The 15,209-nt window shown below is 63.9% G+C and carries 13 protein-coding genes; 3 read left to right on the forward strand and 10 right to left on the reverse strand.

Annotated elements, in window-relative coordinates; translation table 11 throughout:
• Positions 1-194: 194 nt before the first annotated feature.
• On the forward strand, positions 195-362 hold the full coding sequence (locus NG900_RS11370; RefSeq protein ID WP_252680214.1) for a hypothetical protein: 168 nt from the start codon (positions 195-197) through the stop codon (positions 360-362).
• Positions 363-429: 67 nt separating this feature from the next.
• Here NG900_RS11370 and NG900_RS11375 read toward each other — a convergent pair whose 3' ends face one another.
• From NG900_RS11375 to NG900_RS11415, 9 genes are all read right to left on the reverse strand, one after another.
• Complete coding sequence (locus NG900_RS11375) at positions 430-1,626, reverse strand: benzoate/H(+) symporter BenE family transporter (protein WP_252680216.1); 1,197 nt, start codon at positions 1,624-1,626, stop codon at positions 430-432.
• Between the two features lie 13 nt (positions 1,627-1,639).
• Positions 1,640-2,959 carry an MFS transporter gene (locus NG900_RS11380; RefSeq protein WP_252680218.1) on the reverse strand — a complete coding sequence of 440 codons (1,320 nt, stop codon included), beginning with the start codon at positions 2,957-2,959 and terminating at the stop codon, positions 1,640-1,642.
• A 103-nt stretch (positions 2,960-3,062) separates the two neighbouring features.
• Positions 3,063-3,845 carry a 1,6-dihydroxycyclohexa-2,4-diene-1-carboxylate dehydrogenase gene (locus NG900_RS11385; RefSeq protein WP_252680221.1) on the reverse strand — a complete coding sequence of 261 codons (783 nt, stop codon included), beginning with the start codon at positions 3,843-3,845 and terminating at the stop codon, positions 3,063-3,065.
• A complete protein-coding gene (gene benC / locus NG900_RS11390; RefSeq protein WP_252680223.1) occupies positions 3,842-4,870 on the reverse strand; it encodes a benzoate 1,2-dioxygenase electron transfer component BenC in 1,029 nt (342 codons plus the stop codon). The genes NG900_RS11385 and benC overlap by 4 nt, the downstream gene beginning before the upstream one ends.
• Before the next feature lie 48 nt (positions 4,871-4,918).
• Positions 4,919-5,407, reverse strand: a complete 489-nt coding sequence (gene benB / locus NG900_RS11395) for a benzoate 1,2-dioxygenase small subunit (RefSeq protein ID WP_252680225.1) — start codon at positions 5,405-5,407, stop codon at positions 4,919-4,921.
• Positions 5,404-6,762, reverse strand: a complete 1,359-nt coding sequence (locus NG900_RS11400; RefSeq protein ID WP_252680227.1) for an SRPBCC family protein — start codon at positions 6,760-6,762, stop codon at positions 5,404-5,406. Before NG900_RS11400 ends, benB begins: the two co-directional genes overlap by 4 nt.
• Positions 6,763-6,790: 28 nt before the next feature.
• Complete coding sequence (gene catA / locus NG900_RS11405; RefSeq protein ID WP_252680229.1) at positions 6,791-7,726, reverse strand: catechol 1,2-dioxygenase; 936 nt, start codon at positions 7,724-7,726, stop codon at positions 6,791-6,793.
• 44 nt (positions 7,727-7,770) lie between these two features.
• Positions 7,771-8,061, reverse strand: a complete 291-nt coding sequence (gene catC / locus NG900_RS11410) for a muconolactone Delta-isomerase (protein WP_252680231.1) — start codon at positions 8,059-8,061, stop codon at positions 7,771-7,773.
• A gap of 34 nt (positions 8,062-8,095) precedes the next feature.
• The gene (locus tag NG900_RS11415; protein WP_252680233.1) at positions 8,096-9,205 is read right to left on the reverse strand and encodes a muconate/chloromuconate family cycloisomerase; all 1,110 of its coding nucleotides are present in this window, start codon (positions 9,203-9,205) and stop codon (positions 8,096-8,098) included.
• 110 nt (positions 9,206-9,315) lie between these two features.
• On the opposite strand from NG900_RS11415, the gene NG900_RS11420 reads away from it, so the two are divergent.
• The gene (locus NG900_RS11420) at positions 9,316-10,227 is read left to right on the forward strand and encodes a LysR family transcriptional regulator (protein WP_252680235.1); all 912 of its coding nucleotides are present in this window, start codon (positions 9,316-9,318) and stop codon (positions 10,225-10,227) included.
• A 102-nt stretch (positions 10,228-10,329) separates the two neighbouring features.
• Positions 10,330-13,362 (forward strand): transglycosylase domain-containing protein, encoded by a 3,033-nt coding sequence (locus NG900_RS11425; protein WP_252680237.1) that lies wholly within the window; start codon positions 10,330-10,332, stop codon positions 13,360-13,362.
• A gap of 268 nt (positions 13,363-13,630) precedes the next feature.
• Here NG900_RS11425 and NG900_RS11430 read toward each other — a convergent pair whose 3' ends face one another.
• Positions 13,631-15,184 (reverse strand): MFS transporter, encoded by a 1,554-nt coding sequence (locus NG900_RS11430; protein ID WP_252680239.1) that lies wholly within the window; start codon positions 15,182-15,184, stop codon positions 13,631-13,633.
• Positions 15,185-15,209: the final 25 nt, after the last annotated feature.

The following is a 15,209-nucleotide window of genomic DNA, read 5'->3' on the forward strand; positions in this document are numbered from 1 at the left end:
GGCGAAAAAAATTTTGCGAGGTGCGATTTTTGTGGCTCATGAGGCGCCTTTTCTCGCCCGCCCCCCGAGCCGGCGCCATATCAATCGCCTGTGATATTCAGAATGTACTGAAAGTAAGGCTTGCGTCATTGCTCTGCCCTAGGGATAACCCTATACTCGGGAAAACCCTAGATAACGCACTGAGAGAAAACACCATGATCCAGCAAGCCTATTTCACCCCGAAGTTCGCCGGCCAAGCCCAAGTCCAAGCCGCCCGTCGCCCGTCGCTGCTGCGCGCAGTGTTCAACTATTTCCGCAAGGGTTGGGATAACAACCTGGTGTACGCAGAAGTGGTTGGCAAGTCGGGTTCGTACTTGGGCTAAGACAGCCACGCCATTACGGCACACATGACAAAACGGCGCATTGGCGCCGTTTTTGTTTTGCAGCGTGCTATCGCTGCGCCGGCCTCAAGACAAGCGCCGCCGCCGAGCCGATCACAATCCCCCAGAACGCCGAGCCCAACCCGAACAGCGTCAACCCCGACGCCGTCGCCAGGAAGGTGATGATCGACGCCTCCCGGTGCTCACCATCTTCGATCGCCCCCATCACGTTCGATGCGATGGCGCCAATCAGCGCCAGCCCGGCCAGGATGGCCACGAACGGTTTGGGCAGCGCCGCAAATAGCATCACGATGGCACCCGCAAACGTCCCGCCGACCAGGTAGAACACGCCGTTGGCGATGCCGGCCACGTAGCGCCTGGCTGGGTCGTCATGTGCGTCCTTGCCGGTGCACAACGCGGCGGTAATCGCGGCAATCACGATGGTGATGCCGCCGAAAAACGCCACGCCGATCGACGCCACGCTGGTGGCCGTCATGATCGGCTTGGCCGGGGTGTCGTACCCGGAGCCGCGCAGCACCGCCATGCCGGGCAGAAACTGCCCCGTGAGGCTGACGATGACGAGCGGGATGGCCAGGCTCAGCGTCGAACTCAAGGTCCAGTGTGGGGCGATGAAGACTGGATGGGCGAATTCCAGCGTGACACCGTTGAAATGCGTCACGCCCATGGCCATTGCCAGCGCCATCCCGGCCAGCAACACCACGACGATGCAGTAGCGCGGCCACCAGCGCCGGCCCACCACGTAGATGGCGATCATGGAAAACGCCAGCACCGGCATGGCAGAAGCCGCAGCAAACGCGTGGGTACCGAACTGGAACAGGATGCCCGCCATCATGCCCGCGGCAATGCCCTTGGGAATCAGCCGCATGAGCCGGTCGAATGCGCCCGACACGCCGATCAGCAGGAGGATCACGGCCGCCGTGATGTACGCCCCCACCGCCTCGTTGAGCGACAGCCCCGGGAACAGCGAGACCAGCAACGCCGTTCCCGGCGCCGACCATGCCGTCACCACCGGGGCCTTCCACCGCCAACTCGCGTAAATGCCGGACACCCCCGCGCCGATGGAGATCGCCCAGACCCACGACGCCACCATCGCGTCCGGCACATGCGCGGCCTGTGCCGCCTGGAAGAAGATGACCAGCGGCCCCGCATACGAAATCAGTACGGCCAGGAACCCGGCCGCGACGGCGGAGAGGGACCCATCGGAAAGCGCCCCGCGCGAGGCCGTTTGCGTGCTCGATGGATGCATCGCGCGTGGCCGATCAGCGTGCGATGACCGAGGCCGACCGCTTATGGTTGATGAGCGCAACTGCAATCGTCGCAATCACCGCCGGCACGGCCATGGCGAAGAAGTTGTGATGCAGTGGCAGCGCCATCCCCACCAGCATGCCGATGACGATGGGCGCAAGAATCGCGCCGCTGCGCCCGACGCCCGAAGCCCAGCCGATGCCCGTGGAGCGGATGCTCATCGGGTAGAACTGCCCGGCATAGGCATACGTCACGATCTGCGTGCCGATGGTGCAGCCGCCGGCCACGGCCACCAGCAGGTACAGCGCCTCGGTCGACGTCTTGATGCCGAGCAACGCGATCGACACCGCCGCCAGCGCATACATGGCCATCAGCACGTACTTGATGTTGAAGCGATCTGCCAGCCAGCCGCCGCCGATGGCGCCGAGCATGGCCCCGAAGTTCAGCACCAGCACAAAGGTGAGCGCCGAGCCCAGGCTGTAGCCCGCCGACGCCATCAGCTTGGTCAGCCACGAGCTGAGCGCGTAGACCATGAACAGGCACATGAAGAAGGCAACCCAGAACATGGCCGTGCTGAAACCGCGCCCATCCTGGAATAGCTTGCCCAGCGGGGCTTCGTTGCCGCGATCGGCTTCGGGCAGGACGAAGGTGTCGCCGGGCTGAGGCGCATCGTTCGGGTTGAGCCGGCGCACGATGTCGCCCACCGCATCGAGCTTGCCGGCACGCAGCAGGAACGGCATCGATTCCGGCAGCCACCGCAGGATCGCCGGTACCAGCAGCACGGGCAGCCCAGCCGCAATGAACACCGATTGCCACCCGTAGTGTTCCAGCAGCCCCTTGCCGAGCAGCGCGGCCAGCATGCCGCCCACCGAATAGCCGCTGAACATCAGCGTGACGAGCGTGCTGCGCGCCCGGCGCGGTGAGTACTCCGTCATCTGCGCCACCACGTTCGGCATCACGCCGCCGATACCGAGGCCCGCCAGGAAGCGCGTCACGCTGAAGGTGACCGGGTCCGTGGAAAAACCGGCGGCCGTCGTAAACACGCTGAACAGCACGATGCACACGGCAATCGCCCAGCGGCGGCCGATGCGATCGGCAATCGTGCCGAGAAAGATCGCCCCGAACATCATGCCGAACAGCGCCGCGCTGACCATGAAGCCGGCACTGGTGGGCGTGACGCCCATGTCTTTCATGATGGACGGCAGCGCAATGCCCGCGATGGCCAGGTCGTAGCCGTCAAAGATGATGATGAGCGCGCACCAGAACAGCGTGATGGCGTGGAAGCGGCCGAACCGGGCGTGGTCAGCCACTGCGTGCAGGTCGATCTGACGCATGGGTGGTCTCCTTTGGTGTGGTGTTGAAGGCGTGGTCGCCTTTCTTGTGCTGGGTGTGGTGTCTTCGACTGATGGCGCGCTCTGCGGGGCGCGCTTCAAACCTTCAACCCAGGTCTCCGCCGCCGACGGGCAGCACCGTCCCGGTGATGTACGAAGCCTCGTCCGATGCGAGGAACAGGATCGCCCTCACCTGCTCGTCGATCGTGCCGTAGCGGTGCATCAGGCTGCTGGCGAGGGTCTGGTCGACGATGCCCTGGTACCAGACGGTTTCCTGCTCCGACATGGGCGCCGCGTTGCGCGGGATCTTGCGCGGCGGCGCCTCCGTACCACCTGTGGCGACGGCGTTGACGCGGATGTTGTCGTCCGCATGTTCCAACGCCAGGCTCGCGGTGAGCGCATTGACACCGCCCTTGGCCGCCGAATACGGAATCCGGTAGATGCCGCGCGTGGCAATCGACGACACGTTCACGATCACGCCCTGTTGGCGCTCCACCATGTGCGGCAGCACGGCGCGGCAGCACCACAGCGTCGGAAACAGTGATCGGCGGATCTCCGCCTCGATCTGCGCCGCTTCATAGTGCTGATACGGCTTGGCCCAGATCGTGCCGCCGACGTTGTTGATGAGCACGTCGATGCGGCCGAACGCGCCAAGCGCAGCCTCCACGGCGTGCTGCGCACCGGCATAGGTTTCCAGATCAGCCGTGGTGGCGTGGGCATGGCCACCCGCTGCCGCAATCTCGGCCTGCACTTCGTGGACGAGTTCGGCGCGGTCCACCAGCAGCACCTGCGCCCCCTCTTCTGCCGCAGCCATGGCCACGCCACGGCCGATGCCCTGCGCTGCGCCCGTCACGACGACGGCTTTGCCTGAGAATCGTTGCATGGTCATGCTGCCTTCGCGCTGGGTGTTGCGTTGGGCGTGAACTTCTCGTAGTGGAAGCTGTTGGGCTTCACGCCTTTGTCGTCAAAGTACTTGCGCACGGCATCGACCATCGGCGGCGGCCCGCACAGGTAGACATCCACATCGCCATCGTTCAGCGCACCGGCCGGGATGTGCTGCGTCACCCAACCCTTGCGTGGATGGCTCGATGCGGCGTCGGCGACGACGGTGGCGTAGCTGAAATTCGGCAGCCGTGCCACGTAGGCATCGATGGCCTCGACCTGCACGAGGTCAAGGTCACGCGTCACGCCGTAGATCAGGTGGACCTGCTGCTGAGAATTGGCGCGTGCCAGCACTTCGAGCATCGACAGGAACGGCGCGAGACCCGTGCCGCCAGCCAGGAACAGCAGCGGCCGCTGCACATTACGCAGATAGAAGCTGCCCAGCGGGCCCTGCAGATCAAGCTTGTCGCCCGGTTTTGCGGCTTCGAGCCAGGTGCTCATCACGCCGCCGGGAATCTTCTTGATCAGGAAGCTGATCTTCGTTTCGCCGGGCGCTGAGGAGAATGAATACGAACGATGCTGGCCGCTCCCCGGCACGCCGATGTTGACGTACTGGCCCGGCAGGAACACCGGCGCCGTGGCATCCACGTCCAGCTCGAGCACCACGGCGGCATCGTTGTGCTGCTCGACTTTGGACAGCGTGGCCCCGAAGCTGCTCTGCCCGGTCTTGCAGGTGGTCGACGTGGTCGGCACCGCGATCACGCAATCGCTCTGCGGCACCATCTGGCACGTCAGCACGAGGCCGGTGTTCTTCTCGTCTTCGGTCAGGGCGTCTTCGATGTAGTCGTCACCGAGGTCGTAGCTGCCGCTTTCGGCACGGCACTTGCACGTCCCACAGACGCCGTCGGAGCAATCCATGGGCAGGTTGATCTTGGCGCGGAAGGCGGCGTCGAGCACCTTCTCGCCCGCTTTGCATTCGATGAAACGGGTGACACCGTCCTCGAAATTCAGTGCAACTGTGAAACTGGACATGGGATACCTCCGCTGCCTCTTTTGCGTGTCCTATACCTGGGTGCGACCTCAGACGTGATAGACGTCGAGCACCTGCCGGATGTAGTCGTTTTTCAGGACGATCTTCTTGGACGAAATCAAGAAGCCGTCACCGGTGCGGCGCAGGGTGACGAACATCGTGCCGAAGAACTGATCGGTGGTCTTGTACCGGTGGCTGAGCGTGTGGAAGTTGTAGCGCACGTCGACTTCAGCCTCGCGCTCGGCCAGGACTTCCACGTTGGTGATGCTGTGGTTGGTTCTCGGCTCCGGCGTCGATGCGCCGCTGCGCTCGGTCTTGATGCGGAAGACGCGATCCTCCAGCCCGCAGCGATCGGGGTAGTACATCAACGAAATTTCGCTCTGCGGGTCTTCGGTCAGCTGGTCGTCGTCATCCCATGCCGGCATCCAGTACGCGACGTCTTCCGCGTAGCACTCGAGCCAGGCATCCCACTGGCGGTCGTCGAGCAGCCGCGCTTCGCGGTACAGGGCCGCGCAGATGGTCTGGTAATCGGCGCTCATGCTGGCACCCCTTCGCGTTCCGTCTTCAGAGCGTTGCGCATGACATGCACCCAATATTCGTGCTGGCAGACGAACAGGCCTTCGTCTTCACTGCGCTCGCCCGAGATGAGCGGCTTCAAGCCCATCTTGGTGGCGTTTTCATCGGGGCCGTGCACCCACAGCGGCGCGCCGCGCGAGAGGTCGTTCCACAAGGCCGTGGTACCGGCATAGCCGTTCTGGCAGGCGCGGAACTCCTCCAGGTCGTCGGCGGTGCCCATGCCGGTGACATTGAAGAAATCCTCGTACTGGCGGATGCGCGTTGCACGATCGGTTGCGCTTTCGCCCTTCGGCGCAAAACAGAAGATCGAAACCTCGGTCTTGTCGACGCTGATCGGCCGCACCACACGAATCTGCGTGCTGAACTGATCCATCAGGAACACGTTCGGATACACGCACAGGTTGCGGGTCTGGTTGACGATGAAGTCGGTCTGCGTCTCGCCCACGCGTGCCTTGATCTCCTCACGGTGGGCATAGACGGGCCGCACTTCCGGGTTCATCGTCTGGGTCCACAGCAGGATATGGCCGTGCTCGAAGCCGTACACGCCCGCCACCGACTTGCTCCAGCTGTTCGCATCCACCGCCTGCGTGCCGCCTTCCTTGCGCCGGCCCATCGTGGCGGCGTAGTTCCAGTGCACGGTGCTCACGTGGTAGCCGTCGCAGCCGTTCTCCATCTGCATCTTCCAGTTGCCGTCATAGACGTACGAGGAATTGCCGCGCAGTACTTCCAGGCCTTCGGGCGCCTGGTCGACGATCTGGTCGATGATCACGCGCGCTTCGCCCAGGTACGTTTCGAGCGGCTGCACATCGGCATTGAGGCTGCCGAACAGAAAGCCACGGTAGTTTTCGAACCGCGCGACCTTCTTCAAGTCATGCGAACCATGCGTGTTGAACTGCACCGGATACTCGGTGGTCTTTTCGTCCTTCACCTTGAGCAGCTTGCCGGTGTTGGAAAACGTCCAGCCGTGGAACGGACACGTGAAGCTGCCCTTGTTGCCATGCTTGCGACGGCACAGCATCGCGCCCTTGTGTGCGCAGGCGTTGATGACCGCATTCAGCTCCCCGGTCTTGTCACGGGTGATGACGATCGGCTGCCGGCCGATCCACGTGGTGTAGTAATCGTTGTTGTTCGGAATCTGGCTTTCGTGCGCCAGATACACCCAGTTGCTCTCGAAGATGTGCTTCATCTCCAGTTCGAACAGGTCCGGGTTGGTGAAGATGTCTCGGCGGCAGCGGAAAACGCCCGCCTCTTCGTCATCCACCACCGCGGTTGAGAGCAGGTGATCCAGTTCGTTGGCTTTGTCGATCAAGGCGGACATGGTCGTCTCCACTTAGCGTTCTAAGGTCTCAGACCTCGGCCGAGGCGCGCAGGCGGTTCACGCGCTGGTTGTCCTTGCCCTGCACCAGCGGCGTCAGCACGACGTTGAATTCGATGTCCTTGTACGCATCGGTCTTCAGGTCGAACGCGGCGCCGCCGGTTTTCTCAACCACGTGCGGAATCAGTTCTTCGCGGGTGGCATAGGCGAAGTCGTCCCAGATCAGCGGATCGCCTTCGATGTTGAATTGCGTCGTCAGCTTGCGGTGCCCGTCGCTCGACACGAAGAAGTGCACGTGCGCTGGCCGGTTGCCGTGGCGGGCCAGCCCGTTCAGCAGTTGCTGGGTTGCGCCCTGCGGCGGGCAGCCGTAGCCCACCGGCATGAGCGTGCGGAATTCGTACTTGCCGTCGGCACCCGTCCGGACAGCACCGCGCAGGTTGAACGGGCTCTGCTCGCCGGTCGGGTCGAAGTGCGAGTAGAAGCCGTTCGAGTTCGCATGCCAGCATTCGACCAGGGCGCCGGCCACCGGCTTGCCGTCGGGGCCAGTCACCGTGCCGTGAATGATCAGCGGGCCCGCGGCTGGGTCCGGATCAACGTCGATGCGGGACACGCCATCGCGCACTGTCGCGCCTGCCACATACAGCGGGCCTTCGATCGTGCGTGGCGTGCCGCCATTGAGGCCAAGCGCCTCGTCGGCGGCGTCCATGCGGATGTCGAGATACTTCTCCAGGCCCACGCCAGCGGCAAGCAGTGCCGCCTCGCCGTCCTGGCCGAGCTTGTTCAGGTAGTTGATGCCTGCCCAGACTTCATCCGGCGTGATGTCGAGATCGTCGATGGCCTTGAACAAGTCAGCCAGCAGACGGTGGGTGATCTGCTTCAGGCGGGCGTTCCCGTCCTTGCCATCCAGGTTGGTGGCGGCCTTCAGCAGGTCCTGCACTTCTTTCGTTTGGAATACGGTCACGCTCATGATGGGTGTCTCCATTTGGTTTTCTGGGGCAATGTCTACGGTACTCAGGCGTCGTCGCCGTGAACGGACGACGGATGACGGCACAGCGGCGTCACGGCGATCTGCATGTACGGAAACAACGGCAACGCCGTCAGGATGTCGTGCAGTTCGGCGTTGCTCTGCACGTCGAACACGCTGACGTTCGCGTACTCGCCGACCAGGCGCCAAATGTGGCGCCACTTGCCGCTGCGCTGCAGGTCTTGCGAGTAGGCCTTCTCGCGCGCCTTGATCTCGTTGGCGACATCGGCGGGCATGTCGGCCGGCAGGTAGACATCCATGCGGACGTGGAACAGCATCGTGGTCTCCTTGGTGGTGTCGTTCGTTCTGGATTTATTGCCGGCGCAAGCGCGCGAGCTTGTTGCGGTCGATCTGGATGCCGAGGCCGGGGCCGGTGGGCACCTGCAGCATGAAATCGCGGTACTGCAGCGGCTCGGTCAGCAGTTCTTGCGTGAGCAACAACGGGCCGAACAGCTCGGTGCCGAACTGCAGATCGCCGAAGGTGGAAAACACGTGGGCCGACGCCGCCGTGCCCACCGCGCCTTCGAGCATCGTTCCGCCGTACAGGCTGATGCCTGCGAGCTGCGCGATGGCCGCCACCTGCATGGCCGGGATCAACCCGCCGGACTGTGCGATCTTCACGGCGAACACATCGGCGCTCGCACTGCAGGCCAGCTCGAAGGCATCGAGCGGACCGTGCAGTGCTTCGTCGGCCATCATCGGCACGGCGAACTGGCGGGCCAGGCGTTCGAGGGCGGCGCGGTTTTCGGCGCGCACCGGTTGTTCGATCAGGTCGATGCCACCGGCCTGCAGTGCGGCGATACCGTTGGCGGCATCGAGTTCGCTCCAGGCCTGGTTGACGTCTACGCGCACGCTCACGGCGTCGCCCAGTGCGCGCTTGATGGCCAGCACGTGGGCCACGTCGTCTGCCACCGGGCGCAGGCCGATCTTCAGCTTGAAGATGCGGTGGCGGCGCTCGGCCAGCATCGTTTCTGCCTCGGCAATGTCCTTCGCCGTGTCGCCGCTGGCGAGCGTCCAGGCCACCGGCAGCGCTTCACGCAGGCGGCCGCCAAGCAGCTCCGACAGCGGCACGTTCAACCGGCGCGCCTGGGCATCGAGCAGCGCCGTTTCCAGCGCGCACTTGGCAAAGCGGTTGCCCTGGATGGTCTTGCGCACGCGTGCCATGGCAGCCGCCACGTTGCGTGCATCCATGCCGATCAGCAGCGGCGCGATGTGCGTGTCGATGTTGACCTTGATGCTCTCGGGGCTCTCTTCGCCGTAGTTGAGGCCGCCGATGGTGGTGGCCTCGCCCCAGCCTTCGATGCCGTCTTCGCAGCACACATGCACGAGGACAAGCGTCTGGGTGTGCATGGTGGCGACGGAGAGCTTGTGCGGACGGATGGTGGGCACATCCACTAGAATGGCCTCGATCGAGCGAATCATGTTTTCCAGGTATCAGAAGAACTGCGTTCAACGTGGAAACCAGATTACGCAGCGCAATTTATTGCGTCCAACACCGATTTAGTATCAGGTTCATACCTATAAGGTTGGATATGGAACTGCGCCACCTGCGCTACTTCGTAGCCGTTGCTGAAGAGCTGAACTTCACGCGCGCGGCCGAGCGCCTGCACATCGCCCAGCCGCCGCTCTCGCGGCAGATTCAGCAACTCGAAGACGAAATCGGCGTGCTGCTGTTCGAGCGTGGCAGCCGCCCGCTCAGGCTCACGGAGGCCGGCCGCTTCTTCCACGCGCATGCGCGCCAGTTGCTGGCGCAGACGGCCGAACTGGCCTCGATGACGCAGCGTGTCGGCCAGATTGAGCGGCGCCTGTCGATCGGCTTCGTGGCCTCAACGCTGTACGGGATGCTCCCGAAGGTCATCCGCCGCTTTCGCGCGGAGTACCCGATGGTCGATCTCACCATGCACGAGATGACCACCATGGACCAGATCCAGGCGCTCAAGGATGGCCGCATCGACGTCGGCTTCGGCCGCATCCGCTATGAAGACCCCAACGTGCGGCGCATTCTGCTGCGCGATGAGCGGCTGATGGTTGCCCTGCCCTCGGGGCATCCGTTGCTGGGGGCCAAGCCGGCGGCATCGCTGCGCGACCTGGTGGGCGATACGCTGATCATCTACCCGCGCGCGCCGCGTCCAAGCTATGCCGACCAGGTGCTTGCCCTGTTCCACGACCGCGCCTTGGAACCAAGCAAGATTTACGAGGCACGGGAATTGCAAATCGCCCTGGGATTGGTCGCGGCAGGCGAAGGGGTGTCGGTGGTGCCGCGCAGCGTGGCGGGTTTGAAGCGCGAAGATGTCTGCTACATGGAACTCGACGATCCGCAGCTGGTCTCGCCCATTATCTTCAGCACGCGGCTGCTGGATGAGTCTGAAGACATCCAGGCCATCCTGGCCCTGACGTACCGGTTGTACGACGAGCAGAACATTCCGTACTACACGCCGTCGTAAGGCTTGCAATCGCGGCCCCAAAATTACAAGCCGCTGGACACGACAGCCGCATCGGCTAGATTGAAGTGAGGCGCGCATCCGCCTGCGACTGGAGCGTAGCGAGTGACAAGAAAACGCCGCCGCATCATCAAGTGGGCCGTGTTTGCGGCGCTGGTGCTTGCAGTGGCCGCATGGCTTGTCGCTCGCGAATTCCGCACGTCTTCCTGGCAGGCACACCACTTCGCACAACTCGCGCAGTCGCAAACCTTTCCCGTCAAGCCGGGGCCCAATGCCTCGGCCCGTTTTCCCAACTCCGGCCCTTACGACGCGCGTCTCGGGTATCACGACCTCCCGAATTTTCTCGACCGCCTGCGTGCGCGCGGCTACATCGTCGCGCAGCAGGCCGTGCCATCGAAAGACATGGTCGCGTGGATGGACCGCGGCATGAACGCGCCCTATCACGAGAAAGACCAGGCGGGCCTGGAACTGCTCGACGACGACGGCCGCCCGATCTACCGTGTGCGCCACCCGGAGCGCGTGTATGACAGTTTTGCGTCGGTGCCGCCGCTGCTGGTGGACTCGCTGCTCGCCATCGAGAACCGCACGCTGCTGCAAACCGAATACCCCAAGCGCAACCCGGCCGTGGAATGGTCACGCCTTGCGCGCGCCATGTGGGACCGCGCCCTCCATACCGTCAACACCGCGCACGAATCGCCCGGCGGCAGCACGCTCGCCACGCAAATCGAGAAGTACCGGCATTCGCCCGAAGGCCGCACCGATTCGCCCAGTGAAAAGCTGCGCCAGATGGCCTCGGCATCCGCACGCGCTTACCTCAACGGCGAAGACACGACCGCGACGCGACGCCAGCTCGCGGTCGATTATCTGAACACCGTACCGCTGGGTGCGCGCGCCGGGTTTGGCGAGATCCAGGGCATCGGCGATGCGCTGTGGGTCTGGTACGGGCGCGATTTTGGGCAGGTCAATGCGTTGTTGTCGGCCAAGTCGACCGCGCTGCTGGAAGACCGTGCGCTAGCGTACAAAGAGGCACTGAGCCTGTTGGTGTCGCAGCGGCGGCCGTCGTACTACCTCGACAACCTCGACGAACTTGAAGCGCTGACGAACGCCTATCTGCGCGTGCTGGCCGCGACGGGCGTCATTCCGCCCGCCCTGCGTGACGCAGCCATCGCGCAATCGCTCAAACAGCAGGCGCTGAACACCCACGTGCCGCCTCCACCGATCGAGCACAAGGGCACCAATGCCGTGCGCGTGAACCTGGCGGGCATGCTGGGCATTTCGCGCATGTACGCTCTCGACCGGCTGGACCTGACGGCCAGCAGCACGCTCGATGCGCCCTTGCAGCGTGATATCACCACCGAGCTGCGCAAGCTGCGCGACCCCGAACGCGCCAAGGCAGCCGGCCTCGTCGGCGACATGATGTTGCAGCACGGTGATCCGCGCGGCGTGACCTACAGCTTCACGCTGTACGAGCGCGCGCCCGGCGGGAACCGCGTACTGGTGCAGGCCGACACGTTCGACAAGCCGTTCGACATCAATGAAGGCGTGAAGCTGGACCTGGGCTCCACCGCCAAGCTGCGCACGCTGGTGACGTATCTGCAAATCGTGGCCGCGCTGCACAAGCGCTATGTCGACCAGCCCGCCGCCGCCCTGCGCAAGCTCAACATCCCCGTGCAGAACCCGATCGAGCGCTGGGCCGTCGACTATCTGGCCCACACGCAAGACCGCTCGCTGGCGGCCATGCTCGATGCATCGATGGAGCGCAAGTACTCCGGCAACGCCGGCGAATGGTTCGCCACCGGCGGCGGCATGCAGAGTTTCGAGAATTTCGAGAAATGGGAAAGCTACCAGCAGTTCACCGTGCGCGAGGGGCTCAAGCACTCGGTCAACCTGGTTTTCGTGCGGATCATGCGCGATATCTCGCGCTACTTTCAGCATCAATTGCCCAGCGCCGGCGCCGAGGCGCTGACGAATCCCGATTCCCCGCAGCGGCAAATCTACCTGCGCCGCTTTGCCGATCGCGAAGGCAAGCTCTTCATGGGCCGCTTCTACGCCAAATACAAGGGCAAGACCGACCAGGAGCGCGAAGCCATCCTGGTGCAAAGCACGCATGCCACCCCGGTGCGGCTGGCGACCATCTTCCGCAGCATCGACCCGGAAGCCGGCCCGGGCAAGCTCGCGGCGTTCATTCGTGCCTACCTGCCCGGCACAAAGCTGGATGAGTCTGAACTCACCAGCCTGTACGAGAAGTATTCCGTCCAGCGCTTTGACCTGGCTGACCGCGGCTACATCGCCCGGCTGCACCCGCTGGAGCTGTGGCTGGTGGCGTATCTGCGCAGCCACCCGCAGGCGACGCTCGCGCAGGTGAACGAGGCCAGCGCCGATGAACGGCTGGCCGTCTACAAATGGCTGCTGCAATCGCACCGCAAGGGCGCGCAGGACAAGCGCATCAAGCAGATGCTGGAAATCGAAGCGTTCCAGCAGATTCATGCCATGTGGAAGCGGCTCGGCTATCCGTTTGAATCGCTGGTGCCGTCGTACGGCACGGCGATTGGCGCATCGGCAGACCGGCCGGCATCGCTGGCGGAGCTGATGGGCATCATCGAGAACGATGGCATCCGCCTGCCCACCGTGCGTATCGACCGCCTGCGCTTTGCCGCCAACACGCCGTACGAAGTCATGCTCTGCCGCGACCCTGACGCGGGCGAACGCGTGCTGCCGCCCGAGATCCCGTCGCTGGTCAAATCCGCACTGGCGGGCGTGGTGGAAGGCGGCACCGCCAAGCGGATATCCGGCACGTTCGTGCAGAAAGACGGCCAGCCCATCGCCGTCGGCGGCAAGACCGGCACCGGCGACAACCGCTTCAAAACCTTCAGCCGCGGCGGCGGGCTCATCTCCGAACGCGTGGTCAGCCGCTCCGGCGCCTTCGTCTTCTACCTTGGAGACCGCTACTTCGGCACCGTCGTCGCCTACGTAGCCGGCGCGGACGCGGCCAAGTACAAGTTCACCAGCGCACTGACGGTGCAGGTGCTCAAGGTGCTGGCCCCCACCCTGATGAACCACCTGGACCTGAAAGACGAAGCCCCCGCCTTCAACTGCAAGCTGCCGCAGGCAACTGCTCCCGAACAAAAACTGGATTGACCACCGAAAAAAATGCGGCGACAACACACGCCCCGCGACGGTGTGGCCGTACCCTGCCCTAGATGGCGCCTTGAATTTCTGTAAGCGGGCGGAAAAAGGAAGGAGGCTTGTCTGAGCGCAGCGAGTTTGCCTCCTTCCCCGCCCGGTTACAGAAATTCAAGGGGAAGTCGCCATCTCGGGCGCGCCTTTCTTTGCTTACCTTTCTTTGGCAAGACAAAGAAAGTAAGTCGGCCCCGTCGGGGGACGAAACCCACGGCAAGCAGCACCACTAGCGCAAAGACCTCTGCAACCAGATAGCACCAGCACACACCACCGCAATCACCGCCCCCCAGGCAAACAAATCACTCACCGCCAGCAACGTCGCCTGCCGATCAATCTCAGCAGAAATCCGAATCAGCTCCACACCTTGCAGCGGATGCGGCCACTGCCAGGCAGGCGTGAGCGCACTCACATGCCCCACCAGATCCGTCCGGTGCTGCGCCTGCCCACGCTGCAGCAGCAACGTGGCCGCCATCGTGCCGAAGGCCTGCGCCCAGGCCCGCATGATCCCCTTGAACTGATAGGCGTGGCCGAAATCCTTGGCGGGCATGTCCACGAACGTGAGCCCCGCCACCTGGATCACCACGAACATCCCCACCATGCCTTCGATCATGAAGCCCGGCGCCACCGCCGCCACGGAAGCCCCTGGCATGGCCGCGCGCGACATCCACAACAGCGCCGTTGCCATCAGCACGAAGCCGATGGAGATCAGCACGCGCTTGGTCGGCAGCACATTCGTCAACTGGAAGTTCAGCACGCCCAGCACGATGGTCACCAGCCCGCCCAGGCTCATCAATTGCGCGGTGGTCTCGTAACGGAAGCCCAGGCCGTTCTGCAGCAGGCTCGACGACAGAAAGCCCCACGCGCTGGCAAACACGTAGTAGATGGCATAGAACACCATGCCCATCAGGAAGCGGCGCTGCAGCGTGGCGCGCAGGTCCACCCACGGCAGCGGGTGGGCGGTCTGGCGAATGCCGATCCAGGCGATGAGCGCCACCACGGCAATGATCGGCACCACCTGCGCGGGTGACCCATCCGGGTGAATGAAGCGTGCCTGCTGGAACCCGTGCAGCGCAATCAGTGCCGCCACCCCGAACGCAACGGCCGAAGGCCAGTCGAGCGAGGCGAAATCGCCCTTGCGCTCATGCATCTTCGGGTGCGGATAGAACGCGGCTACCAGCCCGCACACCACCACCGCCACCAGCAGCTGGGCGACGAAGATGGCGCGCCAGCCAAACTGCTCCGTGAGCGCGGCCGACAGCATCGGAGACACGCAGCTCAGTCCGAAGATGCCGTAGATCATCCCCTTCATCAGCGTGCGGCGTTCCTGCGCGGGGCTGTGCTGCACGAAGATGCGCGAAGTGGACAGCATCGGCCCGCCGCCAAAACCCTGCACCGCCCGGCCCAGCACCAGCATCGTGCCGCCCTCGGCCGCCGCGCACATCAGCGTGCCGATAATGAAGACGAGTAGCGACAGCAGCGTGTGCTTGCGATACGTCATGTGGTCGGCCAGCCGGCCCATCACCAGGATCGCCAAGCTGGCCGCCGCCGCATAGGCCGTCACGGCCCAGAGATAAATGTCTTGTGACGCCAGTACCCCGCCCTCGATATGCGGCCCCGCAATCGAGAACATCAGGTTGGACATGTAGTCCACGCCTGTTGCCAGGCCGATCACCATGCCCACCATGCGCAGTTCCATCCGGCTGCCCACAGTCGATTCGGCAGCAGGTTTGCGGAGCGCGGGGGGCGGTGAAGCCATGTGGTCTGTGCTTGGCGTGTTCATGCGGGGATGGTAATTTGCCTTGAAA

Origin of the sequence: Ralstonia soli, assembly GCF_023955655.1 — a bacterium.
Taxonomy (GTDB): Bacteria; Pseudomonadota; Gammaproteobacteria; order Burkholderiales; family Burkholderiaceae; genus Ralstonia; species Ralstonia soli.